This window comes from Blastococcus sp. SYSU DS0669 (genome assembly GCF_054050895.1).
In genome coordinates this window covers 1-18,375 of sequence record NZ_JBJHAE010000015.1, presented here as the reverse complement: position 1 = coordinate 18,375, position 18,375 = coordinate 1, and the positions used below count along the sequence as shown (strand labels likewise).

Annotated in this window: 13 protein-coding genes; 6 read left to right on the top strand and 7 right to left on the bottom strand. The window is 75.0% G+C overall.

Going from position 1 to position 18,375, the window contains the following annotated elements:
* The first annotated feature begins 26 nt into the window (after window positions 1-26).
* The gene (locus ACI792_RS14810) at window positions 27-794 is read left to right on the top strand and encodes a sulfite exporter TauE/SafE family protein (protein ID WP_456603255.1); all 768 of its coding nucleotides are present in this window, start codon (window positions 27-29) and stop codon (window positions 792-794) included.
* Between the two features lie 7 nt (window positions 795-801).
* The gene (locus ACI792_RS14805; protein WP_456603254.1) at window positions 802-1,716 is read left to right on the top strand and encodes an AEC family transporter; all 915 of its coding nucleotides are present in this window, start codon (window positions 802-804) and stop codon (window positions 1,714-1,716) included.
* Between the two features lie 25 nt (window positions 1,717-1,741).
* Here ACI792_RS14805 and ACI792_RS14800 read toward each other — a convergent pair whose 3' ends face one another.
* From ACI792_RS14800 to ACI792_RS14780, 5 genes are all read right to left on the bottom strand, one after another.
* Window positions 1,742-3,250 carry a tripartite tricarboxylate transporter permease gene (locus tag ACI792_RS14800; protein WP_456603253.1) on the bottom strand — a complete coding sequence of 503 codons (1,509 nt, stop codon included), beginning with the start codon at window positions 3,248-3,250 and terminating at the stop codon, window positions 1,742-1,744.
* A 7-nt stretch (window positions 3,251-3,257) separates the two neighbouring features.
* A complete protein-coding gene (locus ACI792_RS14795; protein WP_456603252.1) occupies window positions 3,258-3,719 on the bottom strand; it encodes a tripartite tricarboxylate transporter TctB family protein in 462 nt (153 codons plus the stop codon).
* A 117-nt stretch (window positions 3,720-3,836) separates the two neighbouring features.
* Window positions 3,837-4,901: a tripartite tricarboxylate transporter substrate-binding protein gene (locus ACI792_RS14790; protein ID WP_456583074.1), complete on the bottom strand. Its 1,065-nt coding sequence runs from the start codon at window positions 4,899-4,901 to the stop codon at window positions 3,837-3,839.
* A gap of 134 nt (window positions 4,902-5,035) precedes the next feature.
* Window positions 5,036-5,704, bottom strand: a complete 669-nt coding sequence (locus ACI792_RS14785; protein WP_456603251.1) for a response regulator — start codon at window positions 5,702-5,704, stop codon at window positions 5,036-5,038.
* A complete protein-coding gene (locus ACI792_RS14780) occupies window positions 5,701-7,335 on the bottom strand; it encodes a sensor histidine kinase (protein WP_456603250.1) in 1,635 nt (544 codons plus the stop codon). The genes ACI792_RS14785 and ACI792_RS14780 overlap by 4 nt, the downstream gene beginning before the upstream one ends.
* A 172-nt stretch (window positions 7,336-7,507) precedes the next feature.
* Here ACI792_RS14780 and ACI792_RS14775 point away from each other — a divergent pair, with 172 nt between their 5' ends.
* Entirely contained in the window at window positions 7,508-8,683 is a 1,176-nt protein-coding gene (locus ACI792_RS14775; protein WP_456583077.1) for a mandelate racemase/muconate lactonizing enzyme family protein, read from the top strand.
* A 19-nt stretch (window positions 8,684-8,702) separates the two neighbouring features.
* Here ACI792_RS14775 and ACI792_RS14770 read toward each other — a convergent pair whose 3' ends face one another.
* Window positions 8,703-9,104 carry a tautomerase gene (locus tag ACI792_RS14770; RefSeq protein ID WP_456603249.1) on the bottom strand — a complete coding sequence of 134 codons (402 nt, stop codon included), beginning with the start codon at window positions 9,102-9,104 and terminating at the stop codon, window positions 8,703-8,705.
* A gap of 85 nt (window positions 9,105-9,189) precedes the next feature.
* On the opposite strand from ACI792_RS14770, the gene hrpB reads away from it, so the two are divergent.
* Both hrpB and malQ read left to right on the top strand, forming a co-directional pair.
* On the top strand, window positions 9,190-11,691 hold the full coding sequence (hrpB, locus tag ACI792_RS14765) for an ATP-dependent helicase HrpB (protein WP_456603248.1): 2,502 nt from the start codon (window positions 9,190-9,192) through the stop codon (window positions 11,689-11,691).
* A 37-nt stretch (window positions 11,692-11,728) separates the two neighbouring features.
* Window positions 11,729-13,558 (top strand): 4-alpha-glucanotransferase, encoded by a 1,830-nt coding sequence (malQ, locus tag ACI792_RS14760; protein ID WP_456583080.1) that lies wholly within the window; start codon window positions 11,729-11,731, stop codon window positions 13,556-13,558.
* A 66-nt stretch (window positions 13,559-13,624) separates the two neighbouring features.
* Here the strand turns inward: malQ and ACI792_RS14755 are convergent, their stop codons facing one another.
* Window positions 13,625-16,243, bottom strand: a complete 2,619-nt coding sequence (locus tag ACI792_RS14755) for an ExeM/NucH family extracellular endonuclease (RefSeq protein ID WP_456603247.1) — start codon at window positions 16,241-16,243, stop codon at window positions 13,625-13,627.
* A 198-nt stretch (window positions 16,244-16,441) separates the two neighbouring features.
* Here ACI792_RS14755 and ACI792_RS14750 point away from each other — a divergent pair, with 198 nt between their 5' ends.
* On the top strand, window positions 16,442-18,229 hold the full coding sequence (locus tag ACI792_RS14750) for a bifunctional metallophosphatase/5'-nucleotidase (RefSeq protein ID WP_456603246.1): 1,788 nt from the start codon (window positions 16,442-16,444) through the stop codon (window positions 18,227-18,229).
* Window positions 18,230-18,375 lie beyond the last annotated feature (146 nt).

Below are 18,375 nucleotides of genomic sequence, written 5' to 3'. Positions count from 1 at the left end.
TCGGGTTCCCCTGCGGAGCAGCGACGGTGAGCGCCTGGGAGTTCGTGTTCCTGGTGCTCGCCGGCGTCGGGGCGGGGCTCACCGGCAGCATCGCCGGGCTGGCCTCGCTGATCAGCTACCCGGCCCTGCTGGCCGTGGGCCTGCCCCCGGTGACGGCCAACGTCACCAACACCGCCGCCCTGGTCGTGGTGGGCGTGGGCACGGTGAGCGCGTCCCGCCCGGAGCTGGCGGGCCAGGGGCGGCGGCTGGTCCCGCTGATGGTCGCCGGGCTGGTCGGCGGAGCCGTCGGCGCGCTGCTCCTGCTGCTCACCCCGGCGGGCGGCTTCGAGAAGGTCGTGCCGTGGCTCATCGGCGCGGCGTCGATCGCCATCCTGGTCCAGCGCTCCCCCCGGGAGCTCGCGGCCGAGGGCGCCGCGGCGCGCGCCGGCCGCCCCGACCAGTGGTGGCTGCCGGTCGCCGTCCTCGTCATCTCCGTCTACGGCGGCTACTTCGGTGCCGCCGCCGGCGTGCTGATGTTGGCCACCTTCCTGCTCACCACCGGGGAGGGCCTCCCCCGCAGCAACGCCATGCGCAACGTCGTGCTCGGCGTGGCCAACACCGTCGCCGCGATCGGCTTCGCGGTCTTCGCCACGGTCGTCTGGTCGGCCGCCCTGCCGCTGGCCCTCGGGCTGTTCCTCGGCGCGCTCCTCGGCCCGCGCATCGTCCGGGTGGCTCCCCAGACGGCGCTGCGGCGGGTCATCGCCCTCGCCGGTGTAGGGCTGGCGGTCTACCTCGCGTTCGACGCGTACGGGTGACGGCCCGGTGAACGCGGCCGCGCTCGTCCTCCCGGAGTTCGCCCTCCTCCTCATCGGCGTGCTCCTGCGCCGCTACGCCTGGCGGTCACCGGGCTTCTGGGTCGACCTGGAGCGCCTGGTCTACTTCGTGCTCTTCCCGGTGCTGCTCTTCCGCACCACGCTGTCGGCGGACCTGGCCGCGGCCGGCTCCGGCGGAGCGCTGCTCGCCGCGGTGGGCGCCCTGGGGGTGGGTGCCCTGCTCGGGGCGGTGGTCCGGTGGCTCCCGGGCGTCGACCGCATGACGGCGGCCTCGGGGTGGCAGACGGCCTTCCGGTTCAACACCTTCATCGCCCTCGCGCTGGTCGAGGACCTGGGGGTCGCCGCGCTCGCCCTCATGGGCGTGCTCCTCGGCGTCACCGTGCCGCTGGTCAACGTCCTCGCGGTCACGGCCCTGGCCCGCAGCGCCCCCGGGGGCACGACCGGTGGGGTGGTGCGCGTCCTCGCGGCCGTCGGCCGCAACCCGCTGATCCTGGCCACGGTCGCCGGGCTGGGCGGCAACCTCCTGGGGCTCGCGCTCCCCTCGCCGGTGGACGCGACGCTCTCCCGGCTGGCCGCCGCCGCCGTGCCGCTGGGGCTGCTCGCGGTGGGGGCGGCCCTGCGCCTGGGCGGCCTGCCGCGCGGGCAGCGGTTCATGGCCGGCTACCTCGGGGCGGTGAAGCTCCTCGCCGTCCCCGCGGTGGCGCTGGGCCTGTGCGCCCTGCTCGGCGTGGACGGGGACCAGCGCTTCGTCGTCCTCGCGCTCGCCGCCGTCCCCCCGGCCACCGCGTCGTACGTGCTGGCCGCACGCATGGACGGCAACGGCGCGTTCGTCGCCGCCCAGGTGTCGGCGGCGACGACGGCCGCGCTCCTCACCCTGCCGATCTGGCTGGCGCTGACCACCTGAGGGCCGCGCCGGTCGACGCGGTGCGTCAGACCTCCTCCTCCTCGAACACGGCCTCGCGCTTGCGGCGGACCGACGGGAGCACCGCGATGAGCAGGGCCAGCGCCGCCAGGACGAGGAGGGCCAGCGAGATCGGGCGGGTGAGGAAGACGGTCGCGTCGCCCTGGGAGATGGTGAGCGCGCGGCGCAGGAACCGCTCCAGCAGCGGCCCCAGCACGAAGCCCAGCAGCAGCGGCGCCGGCTCGCACCCCAGCTTGATGAGCCCGTAGCCGAGGAGCGCGAAGAAGGCGATGGCGTAGACGTCGTAGGCGTTGAGGCTGATCGCGTAGGTGCCGATGCAGGCGAAGGCGACGATCGCCGGGAACAGCCACCGGTACGGGATCGTGAGCATCTTCACCCACAGCCCGATCAGCGGCAGGTTCAGCAGCACCAGGAACAGGTTGCCGATCCAGAACGAGACGATCAGCCCCCAGAAGAGCGCGGGCTCGTCGACGATGACGTTCGGGCCCGGGACGATGCCCTGGATGATCAGCGCGCCGATCAGCAGCGCCATGATCGAGTTGGCCGGCAGCCCGAAGGTCAGCAGGGGGATGAACGACGTCTGGGCGGCGGCGTTGTTCGCCGACTCCGGCCCGGCGACGCCCTCGATCGCTCCCTTGCCGAACTCCTCGGGCCGCTTCGAGGAGCGCTTCTCCATCGAGTAGGAGACGAACGAGGCGAGGACGTGCCCGGCCCCGGGGAGGACGCCGAGCGCCGAGCCCAGGGCCGTCCCGCGCAGCACCGGCATCCGGATGCGGCGGAAGTCCTCCTTGGAGAGCCAGAGGTTCTCGACCTTCTTGACCATGACGCTGCGCGTCATGTCGCCCTCGAGGTTGCGCAGGATCTCGGCGATGCCGAACAGCCCGACCGCGAGGGAGACGAACTCGAAGCCGCCGAACAGCTCGCGCTGGCCGAAGGTGAAGCGCGGGACGCCGGTGGCGATGTCCTGCCCGACCGTGCCGAGCAGGAGCCCGAGGACGATCATCGCCAGCGCCTTGAGCGTCGAGCCGCTGGCCAGCGTGATGGAGGCGATGAGGCCGAGCACGATGAGCGAGAAGAACTCGGCCGGGCCGAACTCGAGCGCGATGTCGGCGATCGGCGCGGCGAGGAGCGCCACGATGAGCGTGGCCACGCTGCCGGCGAAGAACGAGCCGAGGGCCGCCGTGGCCAGCGCCTTGCCGGCCCGGCCCTGCTTGGCCATGGAGTAGCCGTCGATCGCCGTCACGGCGGCCGACGACTCGCCGGGCAGGTTGATCAGGATGGCGGTGGTGGACCCGCCGTACTGGGCGCCGTAGTAGATGCCCGCCAGCATGATCAGCGCGGTGACCGGCTCGAAGCCGAAGGTGATCGGCAGCAGCAGCGCCATCGTGGCGGTCGGCCCGATGCCGGGCAGGACGCCGACCGCGGTGCCGAGGGCGACGCCGAGGAGGCAGAAGAGCAGGTTGACCGGCGTGAACGCCGTCTCGAAGCCGAGCGCGAGGCTCTCGAGCACCCCCATGGAGGCCTCAGCCCCCCAGCCACGGGCCGAGGAGCGGCAGCCGCAGCTGCAGCGCCACCACGAAGATCAGCACGCAGACCGCGGTGATGCTCACCGCGATCACCAGGGCCGGGATGACCCGGACGCTCCGGCCGGCCAGCACGGCCATCGTGACCGTCACCAGCAGCGTCGGCACCAGGCCCAGCGCGCGCACGAAGTAGCCGAAGAAGAGCAGGGCGGTGACCAGCAGCACCAGCGCCCGCCAGGGGACGGGGCCCGGGTCGCCGCCCTCGCCGGAGAGGTAGCCGGTGACGGCGATCGCGATGCCCAGGACGACGAGCACCCCGCCGAGGACCAGCGGGAAGAAACCCGGTCCCATGCGCAGCGGGCTGCCGATGTCGTACGTGGCCGAGGTGATGGCGAAGGCCAGCCCGAAACCGGTGAAGACCCCGCCCGCGATGAGGTCCTTCCGGGCATCGTGCAGTTTCATGGCTCCTCGGCTGGCTCGGGGTCGGGGGGGACGGTGGTGGGGGGGGGGGGGGGGGGGGGGGGGGGGGGGGGGGGGCCCCGCCCCCCCCCCCCCCCCCCCCCCCCGTCGCTACGGGGATCAGTCCGCGGCGACCCCGGCCTCCTCGATGATCGGCTGCCACAGGTCGATCTGGCTGGAGAGCTGCTCGGTGTGGCCCTCGGGGGTCGCCTCGTCCGGCGTCGCGGGCGCGGATCCGAGGTCGGCCAGCTGGTCGATCACGTTCTGGTCCTCGAGCGCCGCCTGCAGCGCCTCGTTCAGGGTCTGCACGACCTCGTCGGGGGTGCCGGCCGGGACGTAGAGCCCGTGCCACACGCCGACCTGCAGCTCGGGCAGGCCGGCCTCCTCGGTGGTCGGCAGGTCGGGCAGGCTCTCCACCCGCTCCGGCGTCGTCACCGCGTAGGCCTTGATCTCCCCGGCCTGGATCTGGCCGGTGGTGTTGGTGGTCTGGTCGCACATGAGGTCGACCTGGCCGCCGACGAGGTCGGTGAGGGCGGGGCCGGTGCCCTCGTAGGCGACCTCGGTGAGCTCGACGCCGAGGGCCTCCTGCAGGAGCAGCCCGCACAGCTGCGAGGCCGCGCCGACCCCGGCGTTGGCGAGCGTGACGTTGCCGGCGTTCTCCTCCAGGTAGGTGATCAGCTCCTCCATCGTCTGGGGCTCGAAGTCCGGGCGGGCGACGATCGTCATCGGCACCGTCGTGACCAGCCCGACCGTCTCGAAGTCCTCCAGCGGCGCGTACGGCAAGTCGGAGTACAACGACGGCGCGGTCGACATGCCGATGTGGTGCATCAGCACCGTGTAGCCGTCGGGGTTGGCCGCGGCGACCTCGCCGGCCGCGATGGTGCCGCCGGCGCCCTCCACGTTCTGGACGACGATCGGCACGCCGAGCTCCTGGCTCATCGGCTCGGCGATGAGGCGGGTCACCGTGTCGGTCGGGCCGCCGGCCGAGAAGGGGACGACGAAGGTGATGTCCTCCTCCGGGAAGCCCGCGGCGGCCTCCTCGCCGCCGCCTCCTGCGCCTCCGGCCCCGCCGCACGCGGCGAGGAGCAGGGAGGCGGCGGCCAGGCCGGCCAGCCGTGGGACCCGGCCGCGGACGGGTCGGGCCGAGCGCGACTGCGGGGAGTCGTCGAGGTGGTGCAGGGACATGGCGGGGACCCTTCGAGATCGCGGACCGGCTCCGAACGCGTCGACCTTGCACCCTCGTGTGTGACCTGGGCGACATTCCGTGCATTTCGTACACGGGCCGACCGCCCCCTGTACACACCCGGCGGCCCGGGGTCTCACCGCCAGCGGTACTCCGTCTCGGGCCGCCCCGCGCCCCCGTAGCGGGGGCTGCGGGTGGCCAGCCCCGTCTCGGCGAGGAACTCGAGGTACCGGCGGGCGGTGATCCGCGACGTCCCCGTCGCGGCGGCGGCCTCGGCGGCCGACAGCCCACCGGCGGCGCGGAGCGCGGTCACCACGTTGTCCAGGGTCTGGGGGTGCATGCCCTTCGGCAGGGACGCCTGCCGCTGGGGCCGGGGGCCCTCCAGCGCCCGGTCGACGTCCTCCTGTCCCGCCGCGGCGCCGTCCGCGGGCAGCCGGTCGCGGTACTCGGCGTACGCCTGCAGCCGGTCGCGCAGCGCCGCGTAGGTGAAGGGCTTGAGCAGGTAGCCGACGACTCCGTGCGCCGCGGCGGCGCGGACGGTGCTCAACTCCCGGGCCGAGGTCACGGCCAGGACGTCGACGTCGAGGCGGGCGGCCCGGATCCGCCGGCACAGCTCGAGGCCGTGCGTGTCGGGCAGGTTCATGTCCAGGAGCACCAGCTCCACCGGCACGCGCGCCAGCGCGTCCAGGGCCACGGCGCCGGTGCCGGCGACCGCGGCGGTGGCGAAGCCCGCGGTGCGGTCGACGTAGGTCCGGTGCGCCTCGGCGGCGACCGGCTCGTCCTCCACCACCAGGACCCGGATCACGGGGTGGTCTCCACGGCCGTGCGGACGGGCAGCGACACCGCGAACTGCGCACCGGGCCCCGGCCGCACGGTGACCGACCCGCCGTTGCGGCGGACCGCCTGCGCGACGAGCGCGAGGCCGAGCCCCCGCCCGGGCCCGCCTGCGGGCAGATCGCCGGCGTCCTTGGTGGTCCACCCCCGCTCGAACACCCGGGGGGCCTGCTGCTCGGTGAGGCCCGGGCCGCTGTCCTCCACGCGGATCTCGAGGCGGTCGGAGTCGACCCAGGCCGCGAACTGGACCTCCCGCGGCGGGGCGCCCGCGAGGGCGGCGTCGATGGCGTTGTCGAGCAGGTTCCCGACGATCGTCACGAGCTCGCCGCTGGGGATGCCGGTCGCGGACACGGCGGTGCCCGGGTCGATCTCCAGCCACACCCCCCGCTCGTGCGCCGTCGCGGACTTGCCCAGCAGCAGGGCGGCGAGCACCGGCTCCTCGACCGCGTCGACCACCCGGTCGGTCAGCCGCTGGGCCGACGCGAGCTCGGCGGTGGCGAACTCCACGGCGTCCTGCCCCCGGCCCAGCTCGATCAGGGACACCGTCGTGTGCAGCCGGTTGCCCGCCTCGTGCGCCTGCGCCCGCAAGGATTCGGCGAAGGCGCGCACGCTGTCCAGCTCGCCGGTGAGGGCCTGGAGCTCGGTGTGGTCCCGGAGGGTCACCACGGCTCCGCCGGAGTGCCCCGACGCGCGCGCCGGCACCTGGTTGACCACCAGCACCCGGCCCCCGCTCACGTGCACCTCGTCGACCGTCTGCTGCTGCCCGCACAGCGTCCGCGTGAGGTCGGGGGAGAGCCCCAGCTCGCCGACGTGCCGCCCGCTGGGCTCGGCGTCGAGGGACAGCAGGCGGCGCGCCTCGTCGTTGACCAGCTGGACCCGCCGGTTCCCGTCCACGACCAGCAGGCCCTCGCGGACGGAGTGCAGGACGGCCTGGTAGTAGTCGAGCATCCGCGCGAGCGCCGGCGCCCCGAGCCCCCGCGTCTGCCGCCGGACCCGCCGGCTGATCAGCCAGCCGCCCGTGCTGCCCACGGCGAGGGTGACCAGCCCGGCGCCGACGATGCCGGGCATCGACCGGGCGAGGTCCGCCCCGATCGCGTCGAGCGTGATCCCCGCGGAGACGAGGGCGACGACCTCCCCGTCCCGGTCGACGATCGGGCCCGTGGCGCGCACCGACGGCCCCAGGGTGCCCGTGTAGGTCTCGGTGAACGTGCGGCCCGCCAGGGCGGGCTCGATGGTCCCGATGAACGAGCGGCCGATCTCCGCGGGATCGGGGTGGGTGAAGCGCGTCCGGTCGGGGGCGAACACGGTGATGAAGGAGGTGCCGGTGTCCCTGCGCACCGCCTCGACGTACGGCTGCAGCACCTCGGTCGGCCGGGGACCGGTCACCGCCTCGACGACCAGGGGCGAGTTGGCCAGCGCCGCCACGATCGCCCGGGCCTGCACCTCGGCGTCGTCCTCCCCCGTCCGGTGCGCGTTGACGTAGGCGAAGGCCGTCGCGGTGAGGACGATGACGGCGACGACCAGGCCCTGCAGGAGGAGCAGCTGGCGCGCCAGGCTGGTGGGTCTGGCGGGGCGTCGCAGCGGGAGGTCGGGCCGGCGCACGCGGTCAGTGTGCCCTGCACCACAGCCGATGCGGCCCGGAGGTCGTCGCGCCCGGATTACGAAATGAACGAATGCCACCCCGTCGTCCCACCAGGGGCCATCGTGGGTGCCACCGTCCAGGCACCGTCGGCCGCCCCCCGCCGACGGTGCCTCCGGCAGAGAGGTCGGGCCCGTGCGCATCGTCGACATCCGCGAGAAGACCGTCCCCATCGAGGCGGACATGTCCAACGCGTTCATCAACTTCTCGAAGATGACCGTCAGCGTCCTGGCGCTCGTCACCGACGAGATCCGCGACGGGGAGCCGGTCATCGGCTACGGCTTCAACTCCAACGGGCGGTACGCCCAGGGCGGGCTGCTGCGGGAGCGGATCATCCCGCGGGTCCGGGAGGCCGCCCCCGAGAGCCTGGTCGGCGAGCACGGCGACCTGGACCCCGAGCTCATCTGGCGCGCGGCGATGACGAACGAGAAGCCCGGCGGCCACGGCGACCGGGGCGTCGCCATGGGGGTGCTGGACATGGCGTCGTGGGACCTCGCGGCGAAGCTGGCCGGCCTCCCGCTCAACCGGCTGCTCAGCGAGCGGGCCCGCGACCCGCGCACGCCGGCGACCCCCGCGGAGCGGGTCTGGGTCTACGCCGCGGGCGGCTACTACTACCCCGGGCGCGGCATCGAGGCCCTGCAGGCGGAGATGCTCTCCTACGTCGACATGGGCTACCGCACGGTCAAGATGAAGATCGGCGGCGCCCCGCTGGAGGACGACGTGCGCCGCATCGAGGCCGTCCTGGAGGTGCTGCCCGACGGCTGCGACCTGGCGGTGGACGCCAACGGGCGGTTCGACCTGGACCGGGCGCTGGCCTACGCCGACGCCCTGAGCGCCTACCCGTTGCGGTGGTACGAGGAGGCCGGCGACCCGCTGGACTTCGAGGACCTCCGCCGGCTCGCCGAGCGGTACCCCGGGCCGCTGGCGACCGGCGAGAACCTGATGTCGTTCCAGGAGGCGCGCAACCTGATCCGCTACGGCGGGCTGCGTCCCGACCGCGACATCCTCCAGATGGACCCGGCGCTGAGCTACGGGCTGACCGAGTTCCGCCGGATCGTGGCGATGCTCTTCGACTCCGGCTGGAACCCCGACCGCTGCGTGCCGCACGGCGGGCACCAGTTCAACCTGTCCATCGCCTCGGCGTTCCACCTGCACGGCTGCGAGTCCTACCCGGGCATCTTCGAGCCCTTCGGCGGGTTCGCCGACGACCACCCGGTCGAGGACGGCCACGTGCGGCTCCCGGACGCACCCGGCATCGGGCTGGAGCGGAAGTCGTCGCTCGCCCCCGTCCTGCGGGACCTCGTGGCCTGACCCCGCCGCGCGTACCGACTCAGCCCGCCGCGCCGCCCGCGTCGGGAACCCAGTCCGGGGCGAAGCCACCCAGCTGCGGGTGGTACATCTCGTCCCCGGAGTGCTGCGTGAACTCCACCTTGAGCAGGCGCTCCTCCAGACCGCAGACCCGGGCGCACACCTCGACGATCCGGCGGGCGAGCACCTCCCGCGTCGCCGCCGGCCGGCCGGCGCGGACGTCGCACATGACGAGCCCCGCCGGCTCGGGGTCCCCCGTGCCGCACCGCCACACCCCGCCGGGCCCGAGGTCGTGGACGGAGACGGTGACGAACTCCGGCCGGACGGCCATCACCTCGCCGTAGACCGCCCCGAGCTCCCTGGCCAGCGACCTCTTGCCGGCGAGGTCCATGCGGAGCGGGAGGTCGAGCTGCAGCGAGGGCACGGCCTCGCCATGCCCCGTCGGTGGCCGTGGCACGCCCGCGCGGTGGTGGCGGAGCCACCCTGCCGCGCACGCCAGACTGGGGCCCGTGCTGCCACCGCCCGGGACTCCCGGGACCGACCTGCCGGTCCGCGCGGCGCTGCCCGCGCTCGCGGACGCGCTCTCGGTCGGGGGCGGCGCCGTGCTGGTGGCCCCGCCCGGGACCGGGAAGACCACGCTCGTCCCGCTCGCGCTGGCCGGCTCCCTCCCGGGCCGCGTCGTCGTGGCCGAGCCGCGCCGGGTGGCCGCCCGGGCCGCCGCCCGCCGGATGGCCGCGCTGCTGGGCGAGCGCGTCGGCGGACGGGTGGGCTACAGCGTCCGGGGGGACAGCCGGCGGAGCGCCGCCACCCGGGTCGAGGTGGTCACCACCGGCCTGCTCGTCCGCCGCCTGCAGGCCGATCCCGAGCTGTCCGGCGTGGCCGCGGTCGTCCTGGACGAGTGCCACGAGCGGCACCTGGACACCGACCTGGCGCTCGCCTTCTGCCTCGACGTCCGGGACACGCTGCGCCCGGAGCTGCAGCTGCTCGCCATGTCGGCGACGGCCCAGGCCGACCGGCTGGCCGCCCTGCTCGGTGGGCAGGGTGAACCCGCCCCCGTGGTGGAGGCGACCGGGGCGCTGCACGACGTCGACGTCGTCTGGGCGCCGCCGACCACGCCGGTCGACCCGCCGCACGGCCTGCGGGTCGACCCCCGGCTGCTCGGCCACGTCGCCGCCACGGTCCGCCGGGCCCTGGCCGAGCGCGGCGGCGACGTCCTCGTCTTCCTGCCGGGCGCCGGCGAGATCGGCGCGGTGGCCGGGCGGCTGAGCGGGCTCGATGCCGACGTCCTCCCCCTGCACGGCCGGCTGGCCGCGCCCGCCCAGGACGCAGCGCTGCGGGCCGGGCCCCGGCGCCGCGTCGTCCTGGCCACGGCGCTCGCCGAGAGCAGCCTGACCGTGCCCGGCGTCCGCGTCGTCGTCGACGCCGGCCTCGCCCGGGCGCCGCGGGCCGACCTGGCGCGTGGCCTCGGGTCGCTGGTCACCGTGCGGGCCTCGCGGGCGGCGGTGACCCAGCGGGCCGGCCGCGCCGGGCGGGAGGGGCCGGGCGCGGTCTACCGCTGCTGGACGCCGGCCGAGCACGACCGGCTGCCGGCCCACGACGAGCCGGAGGTGGCCGTCTCGGACCTGACCGCGTTCGCGCTGGAGCTGGCCTGCTGGGGCGCGCCGGAGGGTCGGGGCCTCGCCCTGCTCGACGCTCCCCCGGCGGCCGCCCTGCTCGTCGCCGGCCGGACGCTGGGCACCCTCGGGGCGGTCGACGGCGACGGGCGGGCGACCGCCCGCGGGCGCGCGCTCACCGCCGTCGGGGTGCACCCCCGGCTGGCCCGCGCGCTCCTCGACGGCGCTCCGCTGGTGGGGCGGCGGCGGGCCGCCGAGGTGGTCGCGCTGCTCTCCGCCGACCTCTCGCTCCGCAGCGACGACCTCCTCGCGGGCTGGCGGGAGCTGCGCGCCGGCACCGACCGGGGGGCCACCGCCCGCTGGCGGGACGAGGTCGCCCGCCTCGAGCGCGCGGTGGACGACCTCCCTCCGCCCCGCCTGCCCGACGACACCCTGCCCCTCGACACTATGGCCGGCCTCGTCGTCGGCCTCGCCCACCCCGAGCGGCTGGCCCGGCGACGCGCCGGCAGCACCACCTACCTCATGGCCGCCGGCACGGGCGCCGAACTGGCGGCCGGCACGGCGCTGTCCGGAGCACCGTGGCTGGCGATCGCCGTCGCCGACCGGTCCCCCGGGCGCCGCGATGCCCGGGTGCGATCCGCGGTGGCCATCGACGAGGCGACCGCGCTGGACGCCGGCGGCCCGCTGCACACCGACGGCGACGAGGTGGCCTGGCGCGACGGCGACGTGCGCAGCGCGCGGGTCGAGCGGCTGGGCGCGATCGTGCTGGCCGAGCGCCCGGCACGCGATCCCGGGCCCGCCGCCCTGGCCGGTGCGGTCGCCGAGGGCCTGCGCCGCGAGGGCCTCGGGCTGCTGTCGTGGACGACGGCGGCCCGCCGGCTGCGCGACCGCCTGGCCGCGGCGCACGCCGGGATCGGGGAGCCGTGGCCGGCCGTGGACGACGAGGCGCTGCTCGCCGCGATCGACGTCTCCGGCGCCCGCAACCGCGCCGACCTCGCCCGCATCGACGTCGCCGCGGCCCTGCGCGCGCTGGTGCCCTGGCAGGTGGCCGGCGATCTGGACGCCGTCGTCCCCGACTCGGTGACGGTCCCGACCGGGTCGCGGATCCGGATCGACTACACCGATCCCGCCGTCCCCACCCTCTCCGTGCGCGTGCAGGAGGTGTTCGGCTGGGGGCAGGCCCCGCTGGTGGCGGGGCGACCGCTGCGGCTGCAGCTGCTCTCCCCCGCCCAGCGGGTCGTCGCCACCACGACCGACCTCGCCGGTTTCTGGACCACCGGCTACCCCGCCGTCCGCAGCGAGCTCCGGGGTCGCTATCCCCGCCATCCGTGGCCGGAGGACCCGGCGACCGCGGCTGCCACGAAGCGAGCGACGTCACGCGCCCGGCCCGGCAGCTGAGGCTGCGGGCTTCCTCCACCCCGGCGAGGATCGCGGGGTGACGACGAAGCCGACGACCGACGGATGGGGCATCGATGCCAGCTGGCTGGACGCGCTGGACGAGGAGCACCGGGTAGCCCGGGAGACGATCGAGACGCTGCGCGCCGTCATCGGTGAGCCGCCGGCCGACCTGGAGGACCGGGCGCCCATCGTCGCCCGCCCCGGCGACGCCCTGGAGGTGGACGAGGCCGACGTCGTCTGCGAGGACGGCGAGGTGCGGCACGTCGACGGCGAGCTGCCCCCGGACTTCCCGCTCGGCTACCACTGGCTGCAGTCCCCCGAGGGGCCCCGCCGGCGGCTGATCGTCTCCCCGGGGCGGTGCTGGCTGCCCGAGGAGCGGGCCTGGGGGTGGGCGGTGCAGCTGTACGCCACCCGCGGTCGGGAGAGCTGGGGCATCGGCGACCTGGGCGACCTGCGGACGCTGCGGCAGATGGCGGCCGAGCAGGGGGCCGGGTTCCTGCTGATCAACCCCCTGCACGCAGTCGCCCCCCTCGCCACGCAGGAGGCGAGCCCCTACCTGCCGGCCACCCGCCGCTTCCGCAACCCGCTCTACCTGCGGGTCGACGAGGTCCCCGGCGCCGACGGCGTCGACCTCGAGGCCGACGCCGGGCGGGCGCTGTCCGAGGGCCCGCTCATCGACCGCGACGCCGTCTGGGCCCGCAAGCGCGAGGTGCTCATGCGGATCTTCTTCGCCCACGGCGGCGGCGAGGCGTTCACCCGCTGGCGGGAGGAGCAGGGCCGGACGCTGCAGGACTGGGCCACCTGGGCGGCGATCACCGAGGAGCACGGGGCCGACTGGCACACCTGGCCGCAGGAGCTGCGCCGCCCCGACTCCCCCGCCGTCGCCGCCTACGCCGAGCGGCACGGGGCCGTGGTCGGGTTCCACGCCTGGCTGCAGTGGGCGCTGGAGCTGCAGCTGACCTCGGCCGCCGCCGGCATGACCGTGATCCAGGACCTGCCGATCGGCTTCGCCGGCGGCGGCGCCGACGCCTGGACGTGGCAGGAGGTGCTGGCCGACGGCGTCAGCGTCGGCGCGCCACCGGACGCGTTCAACTCCGCCGGGCAGGACTGGGGCTCCCCGCCGCTCATCCCGTGGCGGCTGCGCGACGCCGACTACGAGCCCTTCGTCCAGTCCATCCGGGCCACGATGGCCGGCGCGGGGGGCTTGCGGATCGACCACGTCATGGGGCTCTTCCGGCTGTGGTGGGTCCCCGCCGGCGGCAGCGCCGCCGACGGTGCCTACGTCCGCTATCCGGCCGAGGACCTGCTGAACATCGTCGCGCTGGAGAGCCACCGCGCGCAGGCGCTCGTCGTCGGCGAGGACCTGGGCACGGTCGAGGACGGCGTCCGCGAGGCCATGGCCGAGCACGGCGTGCTCTCCTACCGGCTGCTCTGGTTCGAGGACGAGGAGCCCGCGGCGTGGCCGGCGGAGGCGATGGCGGCGATCACCACGCACGACCTGCCGACGGTGGCGGGACTGTGGACCGAGGCCGACGTCGACGAGCAGCGCGAGCACGGCACCGGCACCGACGAGGAGCTCGAGCGCGGTCGCAGCTCGCTGCTGGCGCACCTGCCGGGGCTCTCCGACGACGCCACGGTCGAGCAGGCGGTCGAGCAGGCGCACGCCCTGCTGGCCACGGCGCCGTCGCTGCTGCTGTCGGCGACGCTGGACGACGCGGTCGGCGAGCAGCGCCGGCCGAACATGCCCGGGGCGGACGACCGGCCCAACTGGTCCCTGCCGCTGCCCGTGGCGGTCGAGGACCTGCCGGGTCACCCGCTGCTGCAGACGGTGGCCCGCACCCTGGCCGAGGGGGTCCGGAAGGGCTGACACGGCACCGGCGCGGGCCCTCGTGGAGAGAGGCCCGCGCCGGCGCGCGTCAGGGGCGGGAGCGGATCAGGACTCCGCACCCTCCTGCTCTGCGGTGCCCTGCCCGCGGCCCTGGTCGAGCCGGTCGGTGCCCGGCCCGCCGATGAGCACGTCGCTGCCGTTCCCGCCGTCCAGCCGGTCGTCGCCGAAGCCGCCGGAGAGGACGTCGTCGCCGTTCTCACCGGCGATCCGGTCGTCGCCGGCGCCACCGCAGACGACATCGTCACCGTTGCCACCGCGGATCTCGTCGTCCCCACCGAGACCCATGATCACGTCCCGGCCGTTCGTGCCGCTGAGCACGTCGCTGCCGTCGGTCCCCCGGATGGTCGGCAGCAGGCCCTGGCAGCGCTCCTCCAGGTCGATGCCGAGCACCAGCGGGTCGTGGTCGCTGGAGCGGTACGGGCTGGGCGCGTACAGCGCCGGGTCGCCGGAGTACTGGTAGGCGAAGGACTCGACGGCGTTGATGTTCCAGTGCGTGACGTCGGTGACCTTCGCCGTCAGCTCCGCCGTGGCCAGCGCGTGGTCCAGCGAGCCGGACATGTCGTCGAACACGTAGCTGTAGGAGCCCTCGTCGAAACGCAGGCCGAGGTCGGTCCAGCCGGCGTCCTCGAGGAGCTGGATCGGGTCCTCCTGCGTGTAGGCGTTGAGGTCGCCCATCAGCAGCACGTCCTGGTCGCCGGTGGACTCCCGCAGCTCCGCGGCGAACTCCGCGAGCGACGCCGCCTGCCGGACGCGGTCGCCGTTCCACGCGCCCTGGCCGTCACCGGTGTCCACGTTGTCGCCGGTCGGCCGGCCCGGGCTCTTGGACTTGAAGTGGTTGGCCACGACGGTGAACGCGTCGCCGTCCTTCACGAACGTCTGGGCGATCGGCTCGCGGGCGTTGTCCCAGACCTCCTCGTCGACCAGGCCGGCCGGGTCGCCGACCGGGAGCACCACGTCGTCCTGGTGGATGATCGCGTTGCGGATGACGTCGCGGTCGACGCCGTAGAGCTCCTCCGGCAGCGGGACGAAGTCCCACTTGTCGTAGCCGGCGGCCTCGTTCAGCCGGCTCACGAGGTCGGCCAGCGCCGTGTCCGCGTCGCCGGGGCTGTAGCCGCTGGCGTCGGTGTCCTCGATCTCCATCAGCGTCACCACGTCGGCGCCGAGCGCCTCGATGGCCGGCACGATCTTCCCGGCCTGGTTCTCGAGCTCCGCCGGGGACTCCGCGCCCCGGCCGACGGACTGGTCGAAGGTCAGGAAGTAGTTGAGCACGTTGAACGCGGCGACCTGCACGTCCCCGCCGACCTCCTCGGGTGCGGCCGGCCGGGTGTTCTGCGGCGCGAAGACCCCTTCGGCGGTGCCGTCGGCCGGCTGCAGCCGCCACTGGTTGAAGCCGTAGCCGAGGACGAGCGGCTCGGTGAACGAGAGCTCGTCACCGACGCGGACCGGGGTCTCCGGCGACAGGTACGGGCGGGTGCTGACGCTGACCCGCGCGCTCACGCCGTCGTCGAGCACGACCCGGCGCAGCGCGTTCTCCGCCGCGACCGCCTCGGCCTCGGCGGTGCCGGGCCGGGCGAGCTCGGTCGGCTGCACCAGCAGGCCGCCCTCGGAGAGGGTGAGCTCGCCGAAGCTGGTGAGGTCGAAGACCTCGCTGACGGTCAGGGTGTCGGCGGGGGCGACGAGCATGCCCTCGAGCCGCTCGCGGGCCTCGTCGCCGGCCGGCAGCTCGAGCACGGCGGGCTCGGGCAGCTCGCCCGCGGCGCAGACCTGGACGTCGGTGCGCGAGGAGATCTGCGTCTGGCCGCCGAACTCCTGGGCTGCGCCGGTGACGGCGACGGTGTCGCCGAGGTCGACCGCGACGCCGCTGAACACGAAGATGCCGTCGGACGTGGCGGCGTCCCCGTCGCCGTCCGGGTCCTGCAGGTAGAAGCCGGAGAGGCCTTCGACGTCGCCGACGACGGTGCCGCGGACCGTCACCTGCTGCCCGGCCAGCGGGGTCTCCGCACCCTCGCCCTGGACGGCGCCGATCTCGTGCGTCACCGGGGTCTCGCAGACGTCGACGGCGGGCGGCGGCGGCTCGACCGGATCGGGCGCCGGGTTCACCTCGCCCTTGGTGCTCGACGCCGGGCCGGACCAGACGAGGGCGTCAGAGACGGGGTCGTAGGCGCGGGACAGCGACTGCCCGGCGGGCTCGTTCCCGGCCTCGCTCACGCCGATCCCGGTGCTGGTCAGACCGGCAGCCGGGCCGCTGGTGGCCGTGAGGGTCCCCTCGTAGGACAAGAACTCGAGCACCTCGTCGCCGCGGACCAGCGCGACGCCGTCCGGTGCCCCGTTCTGCAGGCCCGGGGCATCGACGGCCACGACGGCGGGGGCGTCAGCGGGGGCGGTCACGTCCCCGAGGCCGACGGTCCCGTAGGAGGCGCCGTTGCTGCCGTTGTAGAGGACGAGGGACAGCCCCGCGGACGTGGTGCCGGCGGGCAGGTGCACCTCGACGAACTCGCCGGTGTCGGTGCCGGCGTTGTCGTAGTGGAGCTCGGAGATGAACGGGGTGGTCGACGGCGCCGCCTGGCCGAAGGCGGGCAGGCCCACCACCGCCACGGAGGCGGCGAGGGTGCCGAGGGCGGTACGGCGCGCGAGGACGCGCGGACTGCCGATGCGTACGAGCACGGGGGTCCTTCCGGACGGAGGGTGAGACGCCGTGACCGTAAGCCGACCGAGTGACACCCGCGACTACGGAAGGTGACATCTGAGTGACACGCCGCGCAGACTGTGTTCCTTGTCACAGATTCCCGGGATGGCTACTCCGTGTTCACGCTTCGGTGTGACGCTCCCCCGGCAAGCTCCCCCCACCAACCCCGGAGCGTCATGTCTCTGAAGCACTTCCGCCGCGGCACCGTCGTGGCCACCGTGGCCGCGGCCAGCCTGGCCGGCGGCACCCTGACGGGGACCGCCGTCGCCGCGCCCGCCCAGGAACCCCGCCCCGACTTCACCCTCACGCTGCTGCACGCCAACGACCTCGAGTCCGCGCTGCTGCCGATCACCACCGAGGACGGCGGCACCTACGGCGGGGCCGACCGCTTCGTCGAGCTCATCCGCCAGCAGCAGATCCTCGCCCTGACCGGCCCGCGGACCGCGGACATGGCCAAGAAGCGCGGCGTCGTCACGGTCTCGGCCGGCGACAACTTCCTCCCCGGCCCCCAGCTGGCCGCCAGCGAGGACTCCGGGCGCCCCGTCTACGACGCCACCGTGTTCAACGCCGCCCGCTTCGACGTGTCGATCCCGGGCAACCACGACTTCGACCTCGGCCCGGACTTCTTCGCCGAGTGGATCGGCGACATCCGCCCGCAGACGACGATCGTGTCGAGCAACCTCGGCTTCGAGGAGGAGCCGGCCCTGCTGGCCCGCGTGGCCGACGGCACCATCGTCACCTCCCACGTCGTCCAGGAGCGCGGGGAGAAGATCGGCTTCATCGGGCTCACGACGCCCGACCTCGCCCGGCTCACCAGCTCCCGCGACGTGGCGGTCGACCCCGACCTCGCCGGGATCGCCAACACCCAGGCCGCGGCGTTCGCGGCCGCAGGCGTCGACAAGGTGGTGCTGGTCTCGCACCTGCAGGACATCGACAACGAGGTGGCCCTCGCCGCCGAGCTCAGCGGCGTCGACGTCATCATCGGCGGGGGCGGGCACGAGCTGCTCACCGACGAGGGCGACCCGCGGGTGCCCGACGAGACGGACGTCTACGGCTCCTACCCGCTGACCCCGACCGACGCCGACGGCGAGGTCGTCCCCGTCGTCACGACGGCGGCGCTCTACAGCTACGTGGGGCGCCTCGTCGTGTCCTTCGACGCGGCCGGTGAGCTCCTGACGGTGCACGACGACGTCTCGCGCGCCATCCCGGTCGCGGCCCAGGGTCCCGACGCCGTCGCGCCGAACCAGGCGGTGAACCGGCGGGTCGTCCAGCCGGTGCAGGAGTACGTCGCGGACCTCGCCGAGCAGGTCGTGGCCACCTCGGCGGTCGACCTCAACGGCGTCCGCGACGACGTCCGGAGCCAGGAGACCAACCTCGGCAACCTCGCCACCGACGCCCTGCTGGCCGCCGGCCAGCGGGAGGCGGCCGCCCTCGGGGTGACCGCACCGGTCGTGGCGCTGCAGAACGGCGGCGGCATCCGCAACAACGCGGTGATCCCGGCCGGCGACGTCACCGCGCTGGACACCTACTCGATCCTGCCGTTCTCCAACTTCGTCGGCGTCGCCCCGGCCATGCCGGTCGAGACGTTCGTCGCCGGCGTCGAGCGCGGCCTGTCGGGCCTGCCCGGGGCGGCCGGCCAGTTCGCCCAGGCCGCCGGCTACCGGGTCACCTACGACGTGACCCAGCCGGTCGGGTCCCGGGTCGTCGACCTGGTCCTGGACGACGGCACGGTCCTGGTGGAGGACGGCGCGCCGACCGGCGCGCTGGAGACCATCTCCGTCGCCACGATCGACTTCCTCCTCCGCGGCGGCGACGGGTACCCCTTCGACGGGGTGGGGTTCACCGTCCTGCCGGTGACCTACCAGGAGGCCCTCGAGACCTACCTGGTCGAGGACCTCGGCGGCGTCGTGAGCGCTGCCGACTACCCCGTCGGCGGCGAGGGCCGCATCACGCCCGCCGCCTGACGCAGCACCCCGGACGGGGGGGGGGGGGGGGGGGGGGGGGGGGGCGGGGGCGCGGGGGGGGGGGGGGCGGCCCGCCGGGGGGCGGGGGGGGGGGGGGGGGGGGGTGGGGGGGGGGGGGGGGCGCGGGTGGTGGACGGTCGTTGGGT